The 23870-nt window shown below is 35.3% G+C and carries 19 protein-coding genes; 4 read left to right on the forward strand and 15 right to left on the reverse strand.

What is annotated here, in order from left to right:
* Nucleotides 1-8 precede the first annotated feature (8 nt).
* From AC3RVG_RS01915 to AC3RVG_RS01980, 14 genes are all read right to left on the reverse strand, one after another.
* Nucleotides 9-2498 (reverse strand): TonB-dependent receptor, encoded by a 2490-nt coding sequence (locus tag AC3RVG_RS01915; protein ID WP_489689739.1) that lies wholly within the window; start codon nt 2496-2498, stop codon nt 9-11.
* Nucleotides 2499-2657: 159 nt separating this feature from the next.
* Nucleotides 2658-4073: a hypothetical protein gene (locus AC3RVG_RS01920; protein ID WP_489689740.1), complete on the reverse strand. Its 1416-nt coding sequence runs from the start codon at nt 4071-4073 to the stop codon at nt 2658-2660.
* Between the two features lie 44 nt (nt 4074-4117).
* A complete protein-coding gene (locus AC3RVG_RS01925; protein ID WP_489689741.1) occupies nt 4118-5062 on the reverse strand; it encodes an alpha/beta fold hydrolase in 945 nt (314 codons plus the stop codon).
* Nucleotides 5062-6564, reverse strand: coding sequence for a class I adenylate-forming enzyme family protein (locus AC3RVG_RS01930; RefSeq protein ID WP_489689742.1), 1503 nt, complete (start codon nt 6562-6564; stop codon nt 5062-5064). Before AC3RVG_RS01930 ends, AC3RVG_RS01925 begins: the two co-directional genes overlap by 1 nt.
* Complete coding sequence (locus AC3RVG_RS01935) at nt 6539-8050, reverse strand: sodium/pantothenate symporter (protein WP_489689743.1); 1512 nt, start codon at nt 8048-8050, stop codon at nt 6539-6541. Before AC3RVG_RS01935 ends, AC3RVG_RS01930 begins: the two co-directional genes overlap by 26 nt.
* Before the next feature lie 261 nt (nt 8051-8311).
* Nucleotides 8312-10018, reverse strand: a complete 1707-nt coding sequence (locus AC3RVG_RS01940; RefSeq protein ID WP_489689744.1) for a sodium:solute symporter family protein — start codon at nt 10016-10018, stop codon at nt 8312-8314.
* Between the two features lie 122 nt (nt 10019-10140).
* A complete protein-coding gene (locus tag AC3RVG_RS01945) occupies nt 10141-12633 on the reverse strand; it encodes a PIG-L family deacetylase (RefSeq protein WP_489689745.1) in 2493 nt (830 codons plus the stop codon).
* Between the two features lie 54 nt (nt 12634-12687).
* Nucleotides 12688-13254 (reverse strand): mechanosensitive ion channel domain-containing protein, encoded by a 567-nt coding sequence (locus AC3RVG_RS01950; protein WP_489689746.1) that lies wholly within the window; start codon nt 13252-13254, stop codon nt 12688-12690.
* 2 nt (nt 13255-13256) lie between these two features.
* On the reverse strand, nt 13257-14192 hold the full coding sequence (locus tag AC3RVG_RS01955) for a septum formation inhibitor Maf (protein WP_489689747.1): 936 nt from the start codon (nt 14190-14192) through the stop codon (nt 13257-13259).
* Between the two features lie 32 nt (nt 14193-14224).
* On the reverse strand, nt 14225-14812 hold the full coding sequence (locus AC3RVG_RS01960; protein ID WP_489689748.1) for a Maf-like protein: 588 nt from the start codon (nt 14810-14812) through the stop codon (nt 14225-14227).
* 122 nt (nt 14813-14934) lie between these two features.
* Complete coding sequence (locus tag AC3RVG_RS01965; RefSeq protein WP_489689749.1) at nt 14935-15849, reverse strand: geranylgeranylglycerol-phosphate geranylgeranyltransferase; 915 nt, start codon at nt 15847-15849, stop codon at nt 14935-14937.
* Nucleotides 15850-15915: 66 nt separating this feature from the next.
* Nucleotides 15916-16443, reverse strand: a complete 528-nt coding sequence (locus AC3RVG_RS01970) for a KdsC family phosphatase (protein WP_489689750.1) — start codon at nt 16441-16443, stop codon at nt 15916-15918.
* Between the two features lie 10 nt (nt 16444-16453).
* On the reverse strand, nt 16454-17203 hold the full coding sequence (locus AC3RVG_RS01975) for a Rossmann-like and DUF2520 domain-containing protein (RefSeq protein ID WP_489689751.1): 750 nt from the start codon (nt 17201-17203) through the stop codon (nt 16454-16456).
* Nucleotides 17204-17322: 119 nt separating this feature from the next.
* On the reverse strand, nt 17323-17910 hold the full coding sequence (locus AC3RVG_RS01980; RefSeq protein ID WP_489689752.1) for a Crp/Fnr family transcriptional regulator: 588 nt from the start codon (nt 17908-17910) through the stop codon (nt 17323-17325).
* An 82-nt stretch (nt 17911-17992) separates the two neighbouring features.
* On the opposite strand from AC3RVG_RS01980, the gene AC3RVG_RS01985 reads away from it, so the two are divergent.
* From AC3RVG_RS01985 to AC3RVG_RS01995, 3 genes are all read left to right on the forward strand, one after another.
* Nucleotides 17993-18280 carry a hypothetical protein gene (locus tag AC3RVG_RS01985; RefSeq protein ID WP_489689753.1) on the forward strand — a complete coding sequence of 96 codons (288 nt, stop codon included), beginning with the start codon at nt 17993-17995 and terminating at the stop codon, nt 18278-18280.
* A gap of 2 nt (nt 18281-18282) precedes the next feature.
* Nucleotides 18283-18678 carry a group III truncated hemoglobin gene (locus AC3RVG_RS01990; RefSeq protein WP_489689754.1) on the forward strand — a complete coding sequence of 132 codons (396 nt, stop codon included), beginning with the start codon at nt 18283-18285 and terminating at the stop codon, nt 18676-18678.
* 74 nt (nt 18679-18752) lie between these two features.
* A complete protein-coding gene (locus tag AC3RVG_RS01995) occupies nt 18753-21935 on the forward strand; it encodes a cytochrome c biogenesis protein (RefSeq protein ID WP_489689755.1) in 3183 nt (1060 codons plus the stop codon).
* Nucleotides 21936-22025: 90 nt separating this feature from the next.
* Here the strand turns inward: AC3RVG_RS01995 and fumC are convergent, their stop codons facing one another.
* On the reverse strand, nt 22026-23411 hold the full coding sequence (gene fumC, locus AC3RVG_RS02000) for a class II fumarate hydratase (RefSeq protein WP_489689756.1): 1386 nt from the start codon (nt 23409-23411) through the stop codon (nt 22026-22028).
* 227 nt (nt 23412-23638) lie between these two features.
* On the opposite strand from fumC, the gene AC3RVG_RS02005 reads away from it, so the two are divergent.
* Nucleotides 23639-23809, forward strand: a complete 171-nt coding sequence (locus AC3RVG_RS02005) for a hypothetical protein (RefSeq protein WP_489689757.1) — start codon at nt 23639-23641, stop codon at nt 23807-23809.
* Nucleotides 23810-23870: the final 61 nt, after the last annotated feature.

Below are 23870 nucleotides of genomic sequence, written 5' to 3' on the forward strand. Positions count from 1 at the left end.
TTGGAAGCTTAATTAATACTTGTTGAATTCTTTTTGAAGAAATTCATGTGATATTTCAACTCAAAGGAAACTAGTGTTTCAATTATTGGCGAAGCAACAAATTCTCTGATTTTAGCATTAAATAGGTTTGTAACACTAAGACCTAATGAAAGGTTATCATTAAAATTATATCCTGCATTTGCATCAACTGTAAATCCACCTAATTGGCCGTAGTTCCAAGTTCTTCCATTTTGAGCATTTTCAACAATTTCATTAACGCCGTCTCCATCTAAATCTTGCGTTTTTGCAGCAACATTTATTCCTGAGAAGAAATCATAGTTCTCTACATATCTTCCATACATAGCGCCATAAAATTTGCCTTTATTGTAGTGAAATCCTAAACTAAATTTGTTATTTGGCGTATTGATTGGTAATTCACTTTCTAATACTTTACCATCTAAATTACCATCGTTACCAAGATCATTTTTATCAAGATTGCGACCAAAATATGAATAGTTAAATACGGCTCTAAAATCGTCGTTGAAATAATAATTTAACCCAACATCAACTCCATAAGTATCTACGTGGCCAAAGTTTAAATAGGTTAATATAAAAGAACCATCGGAACCTTCAACAACGTCACCAATAGGTTGATCGCCTATGTGAGTTACAAAATTTCCGTTGGCAGCATCTGCAATGTTACGCAATGGGCTAATAAAATTGTTAGATTGATTGTAGTAGGCATTCGCATCGATAAATAATTTATCTGATAGTTTTCCTTTGTAACCAATTTCGTATGAGTCAATGGTTTCTACGTCTAATTTTGAGATTTTAGTACCATCCGTTAGTGTAAATCCTTCTCCATTACCTAGTACTAATCCACCAAATAGGTTTCCTTTAAGATTTAAAATAGATGGTACTGCAATCCCTTTACCGTAAGTTACTCTGAAGGTGCCGCTATTTACTTTTTTAGTAACGGCTAATTTTGGTATAAAGTTGGTACCATATAAATCGTGGTTATCAACTCGTCCTCCAGCTAAAAATCCCCATCCAGTCTGTGGGAGTTTATATTCTAATTGTGTGTAAATACCTGTCTGACCTAAATCTATTCCGTCTTCATCTAAAAGGTAAGTGCCTTTAGAATCTGCCATGTCCAGTTGATACTGTGCACCCAATGTTAAATAGAAATTGCTCCAGTTATTATTGTACTGTCCTTCTGCGTTAAAACGTTGTGAATCATCTCTAAAAAGAGCGCCCCGTTTTAGTGAAATTCCTGTGTCAGGACCAGTTGGGAACCATTGTTCTGCAAGCGATCGTTCGCGTGCTTCTTCTTCAGAAAAACCATTTTCAATAAAAGACACATAATTCTGTGTTCTCTGGTTTATTGCATAGGTTTCATCTGTTTTACTCCAAGTGTAGTAGGTATTAGCAAAAAAGTTTTTAGAAACATATTTTAATTGTGCGACATCTATAGTCCAGTCTTTAATTTGGTTACGTCCAGCATTTGTAATACCAATGTTGTTGTTATTGCTATGTCCATAATATCCATTAATTTCTGAACTTGAGGTTGGCTTATAAAATAAGGAAGCGCCATATTTTTGAGTATCAAAGTCGCGATCTAAATCTAGTTCTGTGTATGCCTTCGTTCCAACATATACACTATCTACATAATCGTATTCTGTACCTTGAGATCTTTCAAAATGCACCTTGTAGGCAAATTTGTCATTAATTACTTGCGCATGTCTCAACCTTGCAGTTAGCACGTTTTGATTTCCAGCTCCTAAAGCAAAAGTTGTTCCTTCAGAAGTTCTTGGATTTTTTGTGATGGTGCTCACAAGACCATTGTGCGCATTAGGGCCATAAAGCGTTCCGTTTGGTCCCAATAAAATTTCAACACGATCAATATCATCTTTAGTAACAGTGGTAAAAGAACCCATTGGCAAACCTGTTGCGATCAATGTGGATAATCTATCATCTGTTAATTGAAGGTTTTTAGAATTGAAGGCTGAATTAAATCCTCGAATATTAATACCAGTACCTAAAACACCACTTCTTACAAAATCAACACCTTTTTGTCTTGCTGCAAGTTCGCCAATATTGAAACTTGAAAATTCCTGAATATCTTGGGAGGTAATTACATTTACCGTTGCTGGTACATCTGTAATTTTTTGGGGTTGTTTGTTTGCGGTTAAAATAACTTCATCTAAAACCGTGTCTGATTCACTTAAAGAGGTATTTAATTGGGTTACCTTTCCTGAAGATACCGAAATGCTCTGGCTAGAAGATGAATAGCCAATATATGTAATAGCCACATTATACGTGCCTACTTCAACGTTGTCGATGTTGAATTTTCCATCAAAATCGGTCATTGTGCCTTTATTTAAACTTTTTATTGATACAGTTGCTCCAGATAAAGGCACGCCGTTAGCATCTGTAATTAATCCTTTAATGGTTCCAGTTTCTTGAGCGCAAACCACCAAGGAACTAATGAGCGCAAAAATTAAAAATAGTTTTTTCATAATATGTGAGTGTTGATTAAGTTGGTTTAGGGAGGCAATCTATTATGAAAAAGCAAACTTAGCGGAACAAAAACAAAAGGTTTTAAGTGTGACTATTAAAATAATTTATAAACCAATGGTTTGTTAAAAGTAACTATACTAGTTAGTTATACTAATTTTTTAGATGTGTGACTTTAGTTCTAAAAATGCTTCAGGCAGACTGTTGGAGAGTCTATCAATAACTTTAATCATGAGTTGTTTTTGGTTTGTAGTGGGCTGTATATCTATGATTGGGGCTTTAATTTCTTCTAATAAACGCACAGAATTTATTTTGCCTTCCATATACCGAGACAGTGAAATACTCCACGATATGTTAGGCACATAGTTGTTTTGTTTCTGCCTTTCTATTTCCTTTTCTATCAGATTATATTTAGTGGAAAGCTTAAGCACTTCTTCATATTTTTCCTGAGCAATTAATGTGTTGAGATACGAGGTAAAAAAATGGTGCCAACGATGGTTTAATACTTCGTTTTTATATTTTTTCAGAAAAAGTTTGGCGGTAGATTCAGCTAAATTATTTTTTTGAAGTTCAGTTAACACGCGGATTTGATACGAACAATACCCAATTTTCTGATGGTAATTGTGTGTTTCTTTGTAGAGGTCTTTGTGCTTTTCCATTAATGAAAATGCTTGTCTCGGGTTGTTGTTACGCAATAAAATGGCAACTAAATTATTCAAATACATTAAAGTATCATTATTATTTTGCCGTATAGATAGATAGCCATAAAACTCCGCTTCCTTAAATTCATCTTGTTTAGAATGTAACAACACACGGCTGGCATAATAATTAGATAATAATCGTCTGGAATACATTTGACCTTGACTAAAGTATTGGTCAATTTGATTAAATATTACTTTTAACTTATCATTCTCATTGTAATTAGTGTACATAAACGCAAGTAAAACAAAGGCCTGATATCTATTTTTACCATCAATATTTTTGTTGTTAAAAACCTGTAAAAGCCAAGTTTCTAAATGCTTTGTTTCGTTATTGTTAAGCGTGTATTGGTTTGTAATTTCGGTTGTAGCAGTGTATAATTTCTCCTTTATAGTATTGGCTTCTTTATAATGTGTTTTATACGTTTCAATAAAATCTGCTACTATTTGATGATCTTTATAACGCATTCGAACCAGCAAATAAGATTTGTACTCTTTGGTAAGGTCGTATAAATTCTGAAAATTGAAATCGATCCTTTTATATGCTGAAATATAATGAAGAAACTCTTTTTCTTCGCTTGAAGCTATAGCATCTGTGAGTATTTTTTGCTTAAGCGATATTAACCAACGGATGGTAGCATCCACATCTATTTTGGCTATTTTCTTCTCAATCCAGTCTTTAATATAGCTGTATTTCCGTTTGTCTATGGCTGGATTAAAAGCTATAAAGTCATTCTTAGATAACGCATTTGCGATTAACAATTCTATAATTTGAAACTTTTCAGAATCGGTGAATTGGTATCTGGTTTGAAGATATTTGGCTTCATTTGGTAATATGGTTTTACTAAATTCAGTAAATTTTTTAAGTTTTGTTTTCATTATACCAAATGAAATTTTTTAGGATTAAAATTTTAAAATACAATTTAATTACCCTCAACAAATTGTTGAATGAGCGTGTTCACTTCATTGTATTTTTCAAATTGCACAAAATGACCGGCATCTTTTACAAACTCCACTTTTACTGTCTTTATCTTTTCTGAAGCTATCTTACCAACATCTTCTGTGGTTAAATTTGGGTTGAGATAACGATTAGGAATAAGCATATCGTTATCGCCAAAAATAACAAGTGTATTTTGAGTTATAGCTTCTAAATTATCATAAACAGGATCGTTTAGCATTCCCGAAATACTATTTACAATGGCTTCACAATGTGCTTCAAAATCTATAGCTTGCTTAATTTGCTTTCTATCGTTAATCATTTTTGAAGTCTCTTCGGGTAGCTTATAAAAATTTAAAGCATAATTTTTTTCAATTTGCTCGTCTGAGGTGTTTTTTACTATTTCAACAGTTAAAAAGTTCTTCAATTTTTTTGAATTGGTTTCAGAAAATTGTTCTAAACCTGCCGGAGCAATTAATATTAGTTTATCAATATCATCTTTATAAGTTGTTGCCAATTTAATAGTTGCTTGACCGCCCATGGAATGCCCTACAAGCACAACGTTTTTCAATGCTAATTTTGTTATGAAATTATGCAAAATAGCGGCGAAATAAGTAGGGGTATATGCTGCATCGGGTTTAGAAGATTTGCCATAACCGGGCAAATCTAAAGCAATGCAAGTATACTCGTTTTTTAAAGCTGCAATGTTTTTAGACCAAGCATCAGAGTTACTACTTAAACCGTGAACAAATAGAATTGTTTTTTCACCGGTTCCTTCTTTAATATAACTTATTTCTGTGCTATCTATAATTGTTGAAAGGGTTTCAAAATTATATTGAGAAAGTATGTCTTTCATAAGCTTTTCAGGGTTTTGCGAAAACAGCGTTGTATTAATTAATGTGAAAAAGAAAATAAATATAAGTCGTTGCATTATTGAAGTTTAATGGTGTTAAAATAATTATATAGCTTTTTTCTAGATACTTTTCCTAAGGTTGTTAATGGTATTTCGTCCAAAATAAAAATATACTTTGGATGCTTAAATGCCACAAGATTAGTTTTTAGCAACTCACGGATTTTTACAACGGTAAGATCTTCGTTATTTGTAGTTACAAATGCAATACCGCACTCGCCCCATTTTTCATCTTTTACACTTAAAACAACAGCTTTTTTAATGTTTTTTATAGCCTCCAATTGTGTCTCTACCTCTTGCGGATAAATGTTTTCGCCTCCAGAAATATACATATCATTTTTCCGTCCTTTTACATACAAAAACCCATCTTCATCGCTGTACATTAAATCGCCAGTAAACAACCAATCTTTTTTAATTTTGTTATTTGTTTTAACTGAATTGTTCCAATAACCTGGAGTAACAATGTTTCCTTTTATGCATAACTCGCCAACTTCATTTGGCTTAACAATGTCTCCATTTTCGTTGACAATTTTAGCTTCCAAATAAAAATTGGGTTTCCCAATTGAATTTGGCTTCAGTTGTGCCATTTTATGATGTAACGATGTTATGCTTGGCCCAGCTTCGGTTAAACCATAACCTGGCCTTATATTAATGTTTTTTTTCTTTTTCCAATAACTAACGAGTTCTGACGGTACTTTTTCACCTCCCGAGATAATGTAACGTAACTTCTTTAAGTTTACATCTTTAAAAACAGGTGTTTTCTGCATCATTAACAACATTGTTGGTAGCGCCATAAATAATGTGGTTCTGTTTAGATCTAATAAACAGAGTATTTTTTCAGCATCAAATTTTTCTAACAAACCAATTTGAGCGCCTTTATGCAGTAGCGGTGTAACAAAAACATTCCAACCAGAAGTATGATAGGGCGGGAGCGTATTTATAGTTGAATCTCTGAAAGTAATTCCTAATTGCATGGAAGTATTCAAGCTGTTCCAAAACAACATTTTATTTGTATAAATAACACCTTTAGGATTACCGGTTGTTCCGGATGTGTAGAAAATAAATAAAGGGTTTTCCGCCTTAATTTGGTGTTCTTTTATAGCAATCTCATTGCTATTTTTATAATGGTGTTTTAGTGCACTAAATGCAATTGGGGTCAAATTTTTAGTTTGCAATTGCCCCACTTTTTCCTGATTATTTTTACTGTAAACAAGTAAACTTGGCGTGCAATCTAAAATGAGTTTAGAAATTTCATTTACAGACAATCGGTAATTTAAGGGAACAATAATAATTCCCATGCGTTGGCAAGCCACAAAAATTACGATAAACTCTAAACTGTGCTCTGCTAAAACTGCAATTCTATCTCCTTCTTCTAGTTGAAGTTCTTGAAACTTTTGTGCCAATCGATTGGCATAGGTGTTTAAGTCGCTATAGGTGTAACTTTCATTAGCGTCATACGATGTTATTGCAATTTTATCGGGCGTATAATCTGCCCATTTAGCTGTCCAATCTAGTGTGTCCAAGTGCTACTTTTTTTGAATCTATTTTATATAATATATAACCAACGAGAACAGATGTTACAATACCGATTGCTGCTGAAACTCCAGGGTTATTTACAGGTTCTTGCATATAAGGAGTTAGTCTTCCATAGTAAATACCAAAATGTACTACAATTGCGGTAATACTAGCAATAAACACTGATCTTGTAGAAACATTCTTTAAAAATGTCCCGAAAAGTACAGGAACAAATGCGGCTGCAAAGTAGGCATAGACACCATTCTGAGCGAAAATTGCTACGCTAATATCTGGATTTTGAATTTGTTCCCAACTCAATAAAAAGCTTACAATTCCAAGAACAATGATAACCACTTTATTAATAGATATAGTGTTTTCAGTAAATTTATCTTTAAATAATGGGTTTATTATATCTGAAGTAATAGTAATAGATAAAGATTGAATTAGACTTTCTAACGTTGAAAGTCCTGCGGATATTAAACCAACAACTATAACTAAACCAACGCCCACAGAAAACTTAGTAACCACGTATGTTGGTATAATTTCATCCATTCTTAATTTTTCTCCATTAACCATAAAATCTGGAAAACTTATTCGTGCATACAAACCAACAATTACCACTAAAAAGAAAACAACCATAAAAGAAATACCACTAAATAGGTAAGTGTTTATTTTACTCGAATCTTTCAATAAAAGTGATTTTGTAATAATATGTGGCTGGCAAACAATTGCAACTCCAATAACGATTTGTGTAGCTATTATTTCGAAGTAATCTCGAAACAAAAAACTGGATGGATTTGTGGGTTTAGTCAAATTTGGGTCAATTGCAGTTAGCTTATCCAAAAAACCAGTAATACCATCCGCAAAATATTCATACCCAGAGCCAATTAAAATAATAGCAACAATAAACATGATTATAGCTTGTATAGTATTGGTATAAACCATTGAATTCGCGCCTCCAAACATCATATACCCAAATACAAAAACAGTAATTCCCATAAGTACATAAAAGGGATCTGCGTTAAGCGATTTAGAAATAACTTGTGTAAGCCCAACATTAATTAATACTATGAAAGTAATGAGCAAAAGTGCAATAATCGCAAAAAAGAACGCATAACTTTTACTGTGGTAGCGCGTGCCAATCCATTGGGCCATTGTGGTTGCTTTAACCGCATTACCCTGTTTAGCAAAGCCTTTTGTAAAAACAATTAACGAAATAAATGCAGCAATAGGTAGTACAACCGCAAATGAAATAACACCAGAAATTCCGTAGAGTGCAATAAATCCCGGATTAATAATAAAGGTAGCAGCACTCGTCATTGAAGCTGCCAAAGACAAGCCAACAACCCAAGAAGGGAAGCCAATATTACCAACTGCATAATCTTTTATGCTCGTATTTTTTCGAGCGCCGCGTACAACGAAAAATAGAATCACTGCAGCATAAACTGCTAATAAAATCCACATATAGGTAACCAACTTGTCTGATGCTATCATTTCAATTTTTGTCTTTGAAAACAAATAACAAACTTTAATTATTTTCTGGTTCTATTATTTGTGTTTCTAAAGGTGTGACTTTTATATAATATTGCGGTAAAATTAATTTTAGCTAGTTATATCAGCAAAAAACAGGGGTGTGACTTTTATTTTAATTCAAATATATTTTAGGTGAAAGGCGATTACTTACGTAATGCTCAAACTTGAATTCTAACGAAATTGTGTTTTATGATGAATCTAAGCTTATGGTAGCAAAAAATGTTAAGCTTCTTCTGCTATTTTTATTTCGGGATTATTATTCCTCGGCAACGTAATTTGAAGTATTACGGCAATTCCCATTACCAATGCACAGCCCACTACATTTAGCCACAAATAAGGCATTAGGTCTATATACCAGACATAAATTATTATAAATTGTGTTATTAAAGCCGCAATAAATACAGCTTTACTACGCACATATTTTATAAAAAATGCAAGCAGAAAAATACCCAAAACATTTCCGTAGAATATGGACCCGATAATGTTCACTAACTGAATAAGATTATCGAACAAATGTGCCGAACACGCCACAACAATTGCAATAATCCCCCATAATAGCGTAAATCCACGGGAAGCTGCAACGTAATGTTTTTCTCTCTTTCCTGGCACGTTCCTTTTGTAAAGGTCAATAGTAGTCGTGCTTCCCAAAGCATTCAGCTCTGAAGCAGTCGAGGACATTGCAGCACTTAAAATTACAGCCAACAATAATCCTATTAAACCACGTGGTAAATTGGTAAGTATAAAATGAATAAAAACGTAATCCTTATCGTTGGTTTCTGCGTTTGGATTTGCCTTTTTTATAACTTTTACAGATTGTTCTCTCAGCTTATTTTCTTCATTGTTGAGAGACTTTATTTCTTTAGCGTAGTTTTGTTTTTCTAACGCAGTTTGTGCTTTTGAATAGCTTATTTGAGATGCGGCCAATTGTTGGTCTATAGCCTCTTTTTTCACTTCCAAGGCTTTGTATTCGCCAGCGTATTCAGATTTCTTAACATCTTTTACGGCAGCAGGGTTAAAATGCAAAGGTGAGCTATTGAATTGGTAAAAAACAAAAACCATAATACCCACCAACAATATAAAAAACTGCATTGGTACTTTTAGCAACCCGTTCATAATTAAACCCATTTGGCTCTGTTTCACAGTTCTTCCAGAAAGATAACGTTGCACCTGACTTTGATCTGTTCCGAAGTAGGAGAGTGCTAAAAAAGTTCCACCGATTATTCCGCTCCAAAAAGTGTAACGGTTATCAAAATCGAATGAAAAATCGAGTATATCCATTTTGCCGTTAGCGCCAGCAATTTCGAGCGCTTTGGTGAAAGTAATATCGAGTGGTAAATAGTTCAGAATTAAAAGAAAGGCAACCAACATTCCGAAGAAAATAACCGCCATTTGTTGCTTTTGGGTAACGCTTACAGCTTTTGTACCGCCACTTACGGTGTAAATAATTACTAGTACCCCGATGATAATATTCAAATAAATTAAATTCCATCCCAATACTGCAGAAAGAATAATAGAAGGGGCGAAGATGGTAATACCACAGGCTAATCCACGCTGTATTAAAAACAAGATTGCAGTTAATGTTCGCGTTTTTTTATCGAAACGACTTTCAAGATATTCGTAGGCGGTATAAACATTTAGTTTGTGATAGATAGGAATAAAAACTAAACAGATTATTACCATTGCAATTGGCAATCCAAAGTAAAATTGCACAAAGCCCATCCCGTCGTGAAAAGCCTGTCCTGGGGTTGATAAAAACGTAATTGCACTGGCTTGGGTTGCCATAACGCTAACTCCAATTGTCCACCAGTGGGCAGTGTTTCCACCTTTTAAATAATCACCAACATCTTTTTGTTGACGCGATTTCCAAGTGCCATAAAGCACAATAAAAAGTAGCGTTCCAATTAAAACAATCCAATCAATCTGCTGCATTTAGGCGTAGTTTTGCATTAATAAATAAAACAGATAGATATAGAAAGCATTGAACAGGAGCACAAAAGTATAGCTCCATTTCCAAACGAATTTTTGTTTTTCTTCAGTCACGATTTCGAGAATTATTTTCCAATTGAAAGCATATTCGCAAACAACCTATAAGCGCCGGGAACACCGGCAGGAAGTTCGCGGAAAAAGCTCAATCCTGTATAAATATAGTGCCCTTTTCCGTATTTGGCCACAAGTAATGAGCCTTTTGTTTCAGTTTCGCCTTTATCGTGCATTCCTAAAATAGGAGTGAACTCATTAGCCCATTCATCAGGAAAATACAAACCGCGTTCCTGTACCCAGCCCTCAAAGTCTTTTTGGGTAATTTTATTTGGTGTATTTAGTAATGGATTTTCTGGTGCAAGGATTTTTACTTCCGAAAATTCGTCTGTTACACGATCACGCGAAAGTTTTAAATTGTAAGGCGCAATATTTTCGGTAATCAAACCCCGGCTGGTATTGTATTGCACAATCATGGTTCCACCTTTTTCAACGTATTTATTTAAAATTGGCTGTACAAATGCGAGTTCGTCAACAGTATTGTAAGCTCTAATTCCAACTACAATCGCATCGTAATTCTTTAAATTTTCTTCTGAAATAGTTGCTGGATCAATGGTTGAAACTGAATACCCAATTTGCTTTAAACTTTCGGGAATTGCATCTCCGGCACCATTTATATAACCAATATGCTGCCCTTTTTTCTGAATAGATATTTTCGCAACCTTAGCTTCTGAAGGCAACAAAACACTCTGATACGGAATATGTTCGTAATCGATAGTAACCAATTCTCTATCAAAAGATTTTCCTTCGGCGCTAACCAAAGTTTTTAAATAGCCTTCGCTTTGATCCTTTGGAGGCGTTACACTAAAAATGAAGGTTTTGGTTTCGCCATTTCTTTTAAGTTGAAACGCTTGCTGAGCGGGTTCCACTTTCCAGCCGTCGGGATGCTTAATACTTACATTTCCAGAAATATTGTCTTTTCCTGCACGCACAATTACCGAAACATTTTCGGCGTCATCACTAGCAAAAATTAAAACTTTTTCAGGAATGGAAGCGGTTACTTCTGGCAATACTTCTAACGGGCGGTAAACTTCACCTTTTACGGGATCGTTAAATTTATAAATGATATTTTTTGTGAAAGGAATTGAAGTACTTCCAAATTGCAGCTCAAAAACTAACAGTTCTAAAGGCGGAGTAGCAGGAAGCCCAATTAATGCTTCGGGCGCGGCATACATTCCAACGGTGCCTTTTTCATTCAAATAATAAGGCGAAGAATAGGGCGGGTTTTGCTCTACGGAATTTACGGTGATTGCAATATTTTTCTTAGCGTTATACGAAAGTATTTCCGATTCATTCCATAACATTTTGCCATCGTTACTCTTCACTGCTTTTAATGTAACAGCTGCCGTGCCCCGATTAATAGCTTCAATATTTACTTTGAAGTTTTCATTCGGATTTATCGAATTTTCTTCGGAAGCCGCTTCAATAAAGATACCGCCACAATCTAAAATGAGTTGCTTTAATTGTTTAAGCTTAATATTTCGCCAATGCGAATCTTTCAAATTTGAAATGAGCGGATACGCTTTTAAAAGCTTCGGCAATAATTCTGAAGGATTTTTAAAGCTGAAAGTATCTTCCAACGGATTCAAAATCGCTCCTATTTCTTTTCCGCCATCAAGTCGGGACCATTTAGTATTTATACCATCAAAAAGATTGTTTTCTGATGGTTTACTTCCTTTCAACAATTCTAAATATTCGGTTTCAGTTCCACGAGAACCTGTGCTTCCAAAACCTTGCGATTTGTGCATACTTCTGCTAAGTGAAGCTATTTCGCCATTTGAAAGTCCGAGAGCAGGAAAGTAGCTTCCGGTTTCTACGGAAACAAGATTGGTTTTATCTGCATTATCAAATTTTTCTTGGCTACCATAAAACCACCACGAAGTATTAAAAAACAAACGTTGCGGTTTCCAAACACCATATTCTTGAGCCGATTTTGGAAATTTTGAAGCATTAGTAACAGCGTCAAAAGCTTCTACACTCAACATAGCCGAAGCCGTGTGATGACCGTGAGTACTACCGGGACTACGATGGTCAAATCGATTTACAATAATGTCTGGTTTAAATTTTCTGATTGTCATAACCACATCGCTCAGCACATCATCTTTGGTCCAGAATTCAAAAGTTTCGTCTGGATTCTTGCTGTAACCAAAATCGTTGGCGCGTGTAAAAAACTGTTGCCCACCATCGGTTCTCCGTGCTGCCAAAAGCTCCTCGGTGCGTATAACGCCCAAAAGTTCGCGGAGTTCAGGGCCAATTAAATTTTGACCACCGTCGCCACGGGTTATAGAAAGGTAAGCGGTATTTGCGTGCACATCGTTTACCAAATACGAGATTAGCCTTGTGTTTTCATCATCTGGGTGCGCGGCGATAAATAGTGCAGAACCCACAAAATTTAGTTTTTGAAGGTCGTGATATATTTCGGAAGCAGTGGGTTTTTTGGGTGCTTGTGCGGCAGTAATTATTGTGAAAAATAAAAATAGAAGGCGAAAGAAAAAATGTTTTTGCATAAAGCTGATGTACTAAATTATTCGAAATTCCTCAAAGATACTTATTTGTGAAATCTAATCGTGCGGAAGTTTTTCCTTATTTTTATCGAGTTCTTGTTGGTGTTGCAGCTCATAAAATTCCTCAACTCTTATAATACTAACTCCTTTTTGTAACATCATGCTGTTGGGGTAAGTAACAATTTCATTGGTAGTTGTATGTAGTATAATATGAAAAGTTTTAATGTCTTCAATTATTCCTTCGCAAGGCATTTCTTTATCGTGAATTCTTATATAATCGCCTATTTTGTAGGGAAAGGTGAAAAACATAATTACACCGCTCGTAATATTACTAAGGATAGACCATTGGGCAAAAAAAGCGATGCCAATTACCGCAAAAACAGAAGACATAACGAGTCCTAAATTTCTAAAATCTACTCCCCAAATTAATACTAAGCCTAGAATAATTAGGAAGAAAATTGCAAAGTCTAAATGCTTCATTATTAATCCAGTACGGTGCTCAAGCCGTTCTATTTTTTTTGCATAATTGCGCACTGTTTTTTTAAGAATAATGCGTAAAAGAAGTAATACCAAAACCAGTACAGCAGATTCTATAAGTTGTAGCGTATAATCTTGTATTTTCATATTTATTTCAATTTAAGCGAATCGCGTAACCCAAGGTGCTCATTACGGTTTTTGGTCCAATAATCGGTTTTCATTCTTTTCAATTTTGTTGCAGTTGTTTTCAAACGCAGCGTATCGTTTTGATTGGCGGCGTTTACTTCTTCCCACTTTTCAATTTCATACGGAAATGAACTATTGAAAAACAGCATTAACTGCCGTTGCAAATCGGGATAGTTTAAAGTATAGATAGTAATGGAATCGCCTTGTTTTAAACTTGCAAAAGCGTTGTGTTGTCGTACTTCTTTGTGCCGAGAACGTAAATATTCAAAAGATGGGATAATCATAATATCGCCAGTGGGTAACTCTTCGGGATTAATGCGAATAAGATTCCAAAGCTCATTTTCCAAAAATGTTTTGGGCAATGATAGTTTTTGATCTGCTTCACCTTGAAAGTAGGAGTGACTTTCTATTTCAAAATCCGCTCGATTATTAAGCTGCATATATTCTTGTCCGCACCATTCTTGCACGCTATTGGTAACTTTTAGCGGATGCTCCTTTTCAGAAATTGGGCTGAAAGTGCTGGTCATTATTGAATACGGATAAATGCCAGTATTAAAATTTTTCATTTGGTTCAGTTTCAAAACGGAGATATTTTGTTCCGAAACATTATTCGCTTTTACCTGAGCATCAGGCAGAAAATCTTCAGCTACAAAGATGTTAACAGCAGTTCCTTCGCGAATTTCGCCGTAGCGTTCCTGCATTAAACTATACGAAGTTATTTCGGCAGTGCCGCTGTACCAATAATCTTTAAATTCTTTTGAAACTTCTCTCGGAGATGCAATTTTAGATTTCTCTTTTTTAGGCGGAATCTGCCCATTCGCCCTCTTTTCTTCGGAAGAATTACATCCAATTAATACGATTAAAAAAACGGGTAGAAAATAAAGTTTGAAAAATTTCATTTCGGAGAATTTATTTCAAAAATAACATAATTTCAACCATTAGCTATCTCGGTTAACGTTTTGTAAACAAGTCGCGTTGGTAAACCCATAACATTAAAATAACAGCCCTCAATTTTTTCGATACTAATGTAGCCAATCCATTCCTGAATACCGTAACCACCAGCTTTATCAAAAGGTTTGTAAGTTTTTACGTAGTAATCAATTTCTTCATCAGTAAGCGTTTTAAACCACACGGTTGTAATATCATGCACGGTTTTTTGAAACTTTTTTGAAGTAAAACATACCGATGTTATAACCTCGTGCATTTGTCCGCTTAAACTTTGAAGCATTTGTTTAGCTTCTTCAGCGTTTTGTGGTTTTTCGAGAGGTAAATCGTCTTTCCAAACAATTGTATCGCTTGTAATTAGCACATCGTTTTCTTTTAAATCAACAAAAACAGAGGCTTTAAGTTTCGAAAGAAAATCTGTAATTTCTGAACGTTTTAAATCTAACGGATACTTTTCTTCAACTTCTTTTACCTGAATAGTGTAATCCAAATCTAATTCTTTGAAAAATGCTTGTCTTCTCGGGGAACCCGAAGCAAGGATAATATTGTAGTTTTTTAATTTTTTTCCGAGCATATATTAATTCAAGGTTTAATATTCAGTGTTCCACATAATTCTTTGTGAATCTCTGTGGTTCTTTGTGAAGCTTTGTGAAATAATTTTCCGTGAACTAATTCTCACGGTTAATTTAATTCCTTTTAATTCAAATTTACAAATTGAAATAACGGAATGGAGCATATTCCTAAAAACATAATAATTTTTAAAAGTTTAGAAAGGAAAGCATATTGTTTTGGCGTTTCGGCATCCCAAGCTTTTACGCAAAAATAGAGTAGTGGAGCAACCAAAGCAAAAAGAAAATAGAGTAGAATAAATTGTACGTTGTATAAATGCTCATACATATAATACACTACTCCTAACACCATAAAAACCCCCAAAACAAACACAATTGTAATCGTTCTTTTTCGTCCTAAAGCGATAGCCAAGGTGTTCATTCCGCCTTTTTTATCGCCGTTAATATCTTGCAGGTCTTTTACTATTTCACGAATTAAATTAATACAAAAGGCGAATAATGCATAATGCAAAACAATTTTGAAAACTGCCGATTGTGCATCCAGATTTTGAGCAGTAATTGCGGGAAGCAAATCGAAAAGTGCAACTATTATTAAGCTCATCGCCACCAAAATTGAAACCAACAAATTGCCTACAATCAGCATAGCTTTTAAGTAGGAAGCGTATAAATAAAGCATCGCAGAAATTGCAACAAATAACGCTGCAAAGCCAGGTTTTTGAATACTATTTGCAAGGTAAAAACCTATTGCAACTCCAATAATATTTAAGATTATAAAAAGCCGATTGGCGTTTTTTTCAGAAATCTTTTTACCAATTAATACTTTATCCGGCTTGTTAATTCTATCAATTTCCACATCGTAAATATCGTTGATAATATTCCCCGCCGCAGCTATACAAACCGTTGCAATAACAAGTAATGCAAAGTTGAAAGAGCTTAAAACAGTATCAATACCAAAAGGTTGGAAGAGACTATATTTTATGAAAATCTGCACCAAAGCTATAAATAGCAGATTTTGATAGCGAATGAGGTTTAGGTAATTCAAGGTTTTAATTCACAATTAAATATTCAAATTTCGATTTGAGTTTCGATTTCGATTTGGTTTTCTCGGTTAATCATATTTTGCACTAACACCATCGCTAACCATCCACTTTCCCTGAACTTTTAAAACTTGTTCAATCACATCGCGAACGCAACCTTTTCCGCCTTTTTTGTGCGAAACGTATTTAGAAATTGCCTTAATTTCTTGCACTGCATCCTGCGGACAAGTAGGAAGGCCAACTTCCTGCATAATTTCAAAATCGGGCAAGTCATCGCCCATGTACAGTGTGTTTTCGCGCTTTATACTATGGGTTTTTAAATAATCTTCTAAAATCTTAGTTTTATGATGCGCTCCTAAAAATATGTCTTTAATGCCTAAATTTTGAAGTCGAACGCGCACTCCTTCATTTGTTCCGCCAGAAATAACACAAACGTGATAGCCCTGTTCCACAGCGGTTTTAAGTCCGTAGCCATCTTTTATATTCATTGTTCGGAACATTTCACCTTGGGTATTTACCTGTATAGAGCCGTCGGTTAATACGCCGTCTATGTCAAAAATGAAGGTTGTAATGTGTTTTAAATATTCTTTATAACTCATGCTTGCGTTTTTATGCTTTTTTCAATGCCTTTGTAAATAATTCATAGAACTCTTTAAAGTCACTATTCTCCAACAAATTTAAATGTTTTTCAATGGTTTTTTTATCGTTTCTTTTTGCGGGGCCCGTTTGCGCTTCTTCGGGTGAAAGGGTTTCAATTTTTGAAGCGGTTTCTAAAATAAGAGGTTTTAGCAAATCGAAAGGCAAATCGTCTTCTTTTAAAATTTCGCTTCCAGCTTGGTATAAATAATTCGTAAAATTATTTACGAAAACCGCTGCCAGATGGAGCTTCGTTCTTTTTTCCGAAGGTATTTCAACTACATTTTTCGAAATAGTTTCACCTAAACGGCGCAATAATTCTAAATCGTTTGGATTTTCTGCTTCTATACAAATAGGAATATTTGCAAAATCTACTTCGCGCTGTTTTGAAAATGTCTGCAACGGATAAAAAATTCCACGGCGGTTTTTCGCGGAAAGCACCTCCATTGCCGCACCACCAGAAGTGTGCACGACTAATTTATTTTGAAATGGCAGGGTATCTGAAAAAGGGCCAATTGCATCGTCGGGAATTCCTATAATATATAGGTCGGCATCCACAATTTTAGAAATACTATCTGTGAATGGAATACTTTCAAAAGGCGAAATTATTTTAATATAATTCCGATTAAAAACCTGTTTTACATAAACATCGGCGCTTTTCTGCAATGCATTTAGCAAATGACTATTTACATTTCCGAAGCCTAAAAAAACCACTTTTATCATAGCACGAAGTTAGCCATTTTAGAATAAAGAATAATGATAATGGAGAAAAGACAAATCTAATTTTACAAAAATTTTCGTCTTTAATATTTAGTCTATTCTCTAAAATTTTTTATGATTTTTCAACGGAATACTTTGTGTTTTATAAGTTTTATTTCGCCGTCTTGCTCTAGTTGTTTTATAGCGCGGATTACAGTTTCTACGCGTAGTCCCGTTAAATCTGCAATTTGCTGACGCGTTAATTCTACTTGAAAAAGTTCTTCGGAACCATACTTTCTTTTTAAAAAATCTATCAAGGCCAAGATGCGATGTTCTGGTGGATGAACGGAGATTTCCTTTAAAATAGTGGCTTTGTAATAAAGCCGTTTTGCCATGGATTTTGTGAATTTTAAACTCACTTCGGGATTTTTAGTAAGCAGTTCGAATAACTTGGTTTTGCTCAGTTTATAAAGTTCTGTGGGCTTTACAGCGGCTGCAGAAGCGGGATATTTAAAATCGCCAAACAAAGGTGGCTCGCCAAAGCTCTCTCCATCGTAAAAAAATCCTTGAATAAATTCTTTTCCCTGTTCACTAATGTTGAACATTTTTACCTCTCCAGTTTTTATTTGATAATAAAAATCTGCCCGTTTATTTTCATGCAGAATAATTTCGGAAACATTAATGTTTATAAGTGCTGCGTTGTAATTCAACAATAAATTTTCGGGAATCATGGCGTTATGATTTGCCTCATAAAATAAGGCCTGTTTAGTACCGTAAATTTACATTTTAAAAAAATTAAACGCTATATATATTATGAGAACACTTTCTATAAAAACTTTGCAGAACGAATTTGAGCGCGATTATTATATGTACATTCCATTAACTATTATTTTAAACAGTTGTATTGGTTCTATTGCCGCTATGACTGTTTTAGCACAGGGAACAAGTCTAATTTCTGGCATAGAGCTTACCATTTGTGTAGCTTTATGTATGGTCTACAATGCGGCATTGCTGGCAGGAATAAATATAAAATTCACTTTTAGGTTGTTAGTCGTTAGTTTAGTGGCTAACTTGTTATTGATATTAATAACCTTGCTATAACTATGATTAAAAAGAAAATTGAATCTCGAGAAGATGTGTCTCTGCTAGTTAATACGTTCTATCAAAAAGTTAGGAAAGACGAACTTCTCGGGCCTATTTTTAACAAAATTATTACCGATTGGGAAACCCATCTAGAACTACTCACAGATTTTTGGGAAACCAATCTATTCTTTAAACGAAAATATTTCGGAAACCCAATGCATACTCACGTTGAAGTAGACAAAAAAATGGACCATACAATCAACGAACTTCACTTTGGAACGTGGATAAACCTGTGGATAGAAACTATAAACGAACTTTTTGAAGGCGAAACGGCGCAGATTGCAATAAATCGCGCTCGCAGCATGGGAACCTTTATTCATTTGAACATTTTCAACGCCAGAAATCAAGAGGCATAAAAGCGATAATAGTTAACAGATTTCAGTAGTCTAAATGGGCGTAATTGATTATTTTTGCGCCAAAATACCTTGTAATGCAAAAAAAGATTGCCTCCGTTCTTTTCTCCACTAGACTCACTGCTGTTTTATTCCTTATTTACGCTGCTGCAATGGCTGCCGGAACCTTTATGGATGCCGATGCGCAGAGTCCGCCAACCGCTTATACTAGAGAGCTAATTTACAATGCTTGGTGGTTTGAGGCCATAATGGCGATGTTCGTAATTAACTTTGCTGGTAACGTTTTTAGATACAATCTTCACAAACGTAAAATGTGGGCTTCTTTAACGCTGCATTTAGCCTTCATCTTAGTAATTTTTGGAGCTTTCGTAACCCGTTATATTGGTTTTGAGGGCGTTATGCATATTCGGGAAGGCCAAACGGAAAATACAATCCTTTCCGATCAAACATATCTAGATGTTTTTATTGATGGCGATTACATGATTGACGGCGTTGCCCAACGAAGAAAAGTAAAGCCTAAAAAACTTAGACTTTCTGAAAAGTTGGATAACAGTTTCACCTTAGAAACAGATTATAATGATAAGCCTGTAATTATTAAATACAAAGAATTTATAAACGGTGCTACTGAAGGTTTAACACCAAATGAAACCGGCGAGGAATATCTTAAAATTGTAGAATCTGGCGAAGGTGAACGTCACGATCATTGGTTGAAAGTAGGGGAGGTTTCAAGTATTCACAATATTTTATTCGCTATTAATAAGCCTACTGAAGGTGCGATAAATATTAATTATTCGGAAGAAGGCAATTATACTATTTCCAGTCCTTTTGAAGGAGATTATATGCGAATGGCAGACCAAATGCAGGGCGGAGTTGTCGCAGATAGCGTGCAACCCTTCAACTTACGATCGCTATATAGAATGGCTGGAATTTCATTTGTTGCTCCAGACCCAATTACTAAAGGTGAGTTTGGAATTGTAAAAGCTACAGCAGATCAACCCAGTAATCAAGATGCTCTTATTGTTGAAGTGACTGTAGGCAATGAAACAAAAACTATTTCTATGCTCGGCGGAAGAGGAACCGCACCAAATCCTGTTGAAACTGAAATTGCAGGCTTAAAAGTTTATACTAGCTATGGCTCAGAAAGTATGGAACTTCCATTTAGTATTACTTTGAACGATTTTATTGCCGACAAATATCCGGGAACTGAAAAAGGATATTCTTCTTTCAAAAGTAAGGTTACGGTCATCAATGATGATAAAACGCATTTCGATACCGATATATTCATGAACAATGTGCTTGATCACCAAGGTTACCGCTTTTTTCAGTCGGGTTTTGATCCTGACGAAGGTGGAACAATTCTGTCTGTAAATCACGATTGGTGGGGTACTTGGATTACGTATATCGGTTATTTCTTACTGTATTTTGGTTTGATGGCTATTCTCTTTAGCAAACATAGCCGATTTGGAAAATTAGAAGAAATATTGGAAAAAATAAAGCGAAAAAAGAAAAGTATGATAACCATTTTGGTAATGCTCTTTTCGCTTTCAGGAATTGCACAACAGCACGCGCCTTCAACCCACACAGTTGTTCCAAAGCAACAAATTGATTCTTTAATAAAAACAAATGCGGTTAGTAAAGAGCACGCAGCCAAATTTGGGCATTTAATTATACAAGATAACGGGCGGATGAAGCCTGTAAATACATTTGCCAGCGAACTTTTACGTAAAATTAGTAGAAGCCAAACGTACCAAGGTTTGGATGCAAACCAAGTATTTATTTCGATGACTGAGTTTCCACGACTTTGGGTTGAAGTACCGCTAATTGCTCTTAAACGAGGCAATGACAGTATTCGTCAGGTTGCTGGAGTACCCGACGGTCAACAAGATATTGCGCTGCTGGATCTTTTCGATGAAAAAGGAAATTATAAATTAGAACCCTATTTGGCGGCTGCAACACGCACAACCACGCCCAATCAATTTCAAAAGGATTTTATAAGAGCTCACGAAAATTTTTCATTGCTAAATGCGGCTTTAAGCGGAAGTATTTTGAAGATTTTCCCGATTCCAGAAGATGAAGGCAACAAGTGGGTTTCGTATCCAGAATTAGGTGATGCCAACCTGAAAGGAATGGATTCATTATACGCTAAAAATATTCTTCCGTTATATTTCGACAGTTTGAAAAAAGCAAGAGAAACGGGCGATTATACGCAGTCTGATGAATTTTTAGAAAGCATTACTAATTTTCAGAAAAAATACGGTGCTGAAGTTATGCCTTCAGAAAACAAGCTTCGTGCGGAAACCATTTACAACCAAGCAGACATCTTTAATAGACTTTATAAATATTATGCAGTATTCGGAATATTGATGTTGGCGTTTATCGTTGCTCAACTTTTTGAGGATCGAAAAATACTTCGTACACTTATTAAAGGTTCCAAAATTTTAATGTGGATTTTCTTTACGGCAATGACTCTTGGATTGGCGCTACGCTGGTACGTTAGTGGTCACGCACCATGGAGTGATGCTTATGAATCTGTAATTTATGTAGCTTGGGCAACCATATTCTTTGGATTGTCTTTTGGAAGAAAAAGTGATTTAACCGTGGCAGCTACCGCATTTGCCGGCGCAATAATTTTATGGGTTGCGCACGAAAACTGGTTAGATCCATCTATTGCAACATTACAACCCGTATTAGATAGTTATTGGTTAATGATACACGTCGCAGTGATTGTAATGAGTTACGGCCCCTTTACCTTGGGATTAATTTTGGCTGCAGTTTCACTATTTCTGATGATTTTCACCACAAAAGGAAATTATAAAAAGATGGAAATCAATATTAGCGAGCTTACCGTTATTACAGAAATGGCGCTGACAGTTGGTTTGGTATTGCTTACCATCGGAAACTTTTTGGGTGGACAATGGGCTAACGAGAGTTGGGGACGCTATTGGGGTTGGGATCCAAAAGAAACTTGGGCATTAATTAGTATTATGATTTACGCCTTTGTAATCCACGCCAGATTGGTACCTGGACTTCGCGGACGTTGGATATTCAACGTTTTGGCGATGTTTGCTTATGCTTCAATTATGATGACATACTTTGGAGTGAATTTCTACCTAAGCGGTCTACATAGTTATGCAAGTGGCGATGCACCTGCAACACCAACATTTGTTTGGTGGATTACACTATTTGGAGTGATTTTGAGTGTTGTGTCCTATTTCAGGTATAAGAAGTTTTATGGGAAAAAGAAAAAGTTGAAAGCCTAGAAAGTTATAAAGTGCTTATAAAAGTAAAGCCCCGAAATACGATTGATAATTCGTACTTCGGGGCTTTTAAAATCTACCGTCTACCGACTGTTAAACCATATCTTCTGGCTTAACCCATTCGTCAAATTCTTCGGCAGTTAAATAGCCTAGATTTACTGCTTCTTCTTTTAACGTAGTTCCATTTTTGTGCGCTGTATTTGCAATTTCAGCAGCTTTGTAATAACCTATTTTTGGGTTTAATGCAGTTACTAACATTAAGCTGTTATTTAATTGTTTTTTAATTACTTCAAGATTTGGTTCGATACCTTGTGCACAGTGAACATCAAATGAAACACAAGCATCACCAATCAATTGCGCAGATTGTAGAAAGTTTGCAGCCATTACTGGTTTAAAAACATTCAATTCAAACTGCCCTTGCATTCCACCCACAGCAATTGCCATATCGTTCCCGATAACTTGTGCACAAACCATAGTTAATGCTTCACATTGTGTAGGGTTTACTTTTCCAGGCATAATTGAAGAGCCAGGTTCGTTTGCGGGAATGTTTATTTCGCCAATTCCACTTCGTGGTCCGCTGGCAAGCATACGCACGTCGTTTGCAATTTTGTTTAGTGAGACTGCCAACTGCTTTAAAGCACCGTGACTTTCTACAAATGCATCGTGTGCTGCAAGTGCTTCAAATTTATTTTTTGCAGTTACAAAAGGCAAATCAGTAAATTGAGAAATGTATTTAGCAACCAATACATCGTAGCCTTTTGGAGTGTTTAAACCAGTTCCAACAGCTGTTCCGCCTAAAGCGAGTTCAGCCAAATGTGGAAGCGTGTTTTTTACAGCTTTTATACCGTGCTCAAGTTGTGCGGCGTATCCACCAAATTCTTGACCAAGGGTTAGGGGAGTGGCGTCCATAAAATGGGTGCGGCCAATTTTTACGACACTTTTGAAATCTTCTGCTTTTTGTGAAAGTGTTTTTTGAAGTTGTTGAACACCAGGAAGCGTAGTTTCAATTAATTTTTTATAAGCCGCAATATGCATTCCCGTTGGGAAAGTATCGTTTGAAGACTGCGATTTATTTACATCATCATTTGGTTGTAGCGTTTTATCGCCTTCGCCAATAGTTTTTCCAGCAATTTGGTGGGCACGGTTGGCAATAACTTCATTTACATTCATATTGCTTTGGGTACCACTACCAGTCTGCCAAATTACTAACGGAAATTGATCGTCGTGTTTTCCTTCTAAAATTTCATCGCAAACCTTTGCAATTAAATCTCTCTTTTCTTCCGGAAGAACGCCAAGTTCACAGTTAGTATAGGCTGCGGCTTTCTTTAAATATGCAAAGCCGTAAATAATTTCCATAGGCATAGAAGCGCGTGGACCGATTTTAAAATTTTCAAAAGAACGCTCCGTTTGTGCGCCCCACAGTTTATCGGCAGGTACTTTTACCTCGCCCATAGTGTCTTTTTCTATTCTAAATTTCATTGTGAAAGTATTAATTATGAATTAATTGAACTCCTTCGCCAAAAGGTTTTTGAGTTAGAAATATACACCTTCGCTAAAGCTTGGGTGTAGCATGCAAATGTAGCGAAAAGCCAAAAGTTGTTCAACCCGCACGACTGTTTATTTGTTGTGAATAAATCGAAAAGTTTTGTTGTCGTTTCTCAAAAAATCCTTTTATCTTTGAGCCATCAATATAAAATAACTACATCATGTTTACATTTGAACAATACTTAGGTTTTCTTGCTTTCCTTACAATCCTTACCATGGGTTTTTGGTTAATGATATTTTTGGTGGGCATCTTACCATATTGGATAGGTGGATCGCTTTATGAAAACTGGAAAGTGAAACGTGAAGAAAAGAAAAATAAAGAATTGAAATAATTCTTCAAAACATATTTTACAAAAAAAGGGAACCAATATGGTTCCCTTTTTTATTTGCAAT

The sequence above is a fragment of the Aequorivita sp. IT1282 genome (genome assembly GCF_058068205.1).

Coding starts and splice junctions, on each gene's coding strand:
- AC3RVG_RS01980 (WP_489689752.1), bottom strand. CDS start 17,910: ATGATTCCCGAAAATTTATTGTTGAATTACAACGCAGCACTTATAAAC.
- AC3RVG_RS01970 (WP_489689750.1), bottom strand. CDS start 16,443: ATGAGTTATAAAGAATATTTAAAACACATTACAACCTTCATTTTTGAC.
- AC3RVG_RS01935 (WP_489689743.1), bottom strand. CDS start 8,050: ATGATAGCATCAGACAAGTTGGTTACCTATATGTGGATTTTATTAGCA.
- AC3RVG_RS01960 (WP_489689748.1), bottom strand. CDS start 14,812: ATGCTCGGAAAAAAATTAAAAAACTACAATATTATCCTTGCTTCGGGT.
- AC3RVG_RS01985 (WP_489689753.1), top strand. CDS start 17,993: ATGAGAACACTTTCTATAAAAACTTTGCAGAACGAATTTGAGCGCGAT.
- AC3RVG_RS01990 (WP_489689754.1), top strand. CDS start 18,283: ATGATTAAAAAGAAAATTGAATCTCGAGAAGATGTGTCTCTGCTAGTT.
- AC3RVG_RS01995 (WP_489689755.1), top strand. CDS start 18,753: ATGCAAAAAAAGATTGCCTCCGTTCTTTTCTCCACTAGACTCACTGCT.
- AC3RVG_RS01920 (WP_489689740.1), bottom strand. CDS start 4,073: ATGAAAACAAAACTTAAAAAATTTACTGAATTTAGTAAAACCATATTA.
- AC3RVG_RS01950 (WP_489689746.1), bottom strand. CDS start 13,254: ATGAAAATACAAGATTATACGCTACAACTTATAGAATCTGCTGTACTG.
- AC3RVG_RS01945 (WP_489689745.1), bottom strand. CDS start 12,633: ATGCAAAAACATTTTTTCTTTCGCCTTCTATTTTTATTTTTCACAATA.
- AC3RVG_RS01925 (WP_489689741.1), bottom strand. CDS start 5,062: ATGCAACGACTTATATTTATTTTCTTTTTCACATTAATTAATACAACG.
- AC3RVG_RS02005 (WP_489689757.1), top strand. CDS start 23,639: ATGTTTACATTTGAACAATACTTAGGTTTTCTTGCTTTCCTTACAATC.
- AC3RVG_RS01915 (WP_489689739.1), bottom strand. CDS start 2,498: ATGAAAAAACTATTTTTAATTTTTGCGCTCATTAGTTCCTTGGTGGTT.
- AC3RVG_RS01940 (WP_489689744.1), bottom strand. CDS start 10,018: ATGCAGCAGATTGATTGGATTGTTTTAATTGGAACGCTACTTTTTATT.
- fumC (WP_489689756.1), bottom strand. CDS start 23,411: ATGAAATTTAGAATAGAAAAAGACACTATGGGCGAGGTAAAAGTACCT.
- AC3RVG_RS01975 (WP_489689751.1), bottom strand. CDS start 17,203: ATGATAAAAGTGGTTTTTTTAGGCTTCGGAAATGTAAATAGTCATTTG.
- AC3RVG_RS01955 (WP_489689747.1), bottom strand. CDS start 14,192: ATGAAATTTTTCAAACTTTATTTTCTACCCGTTTTTTTAATCGTATTA.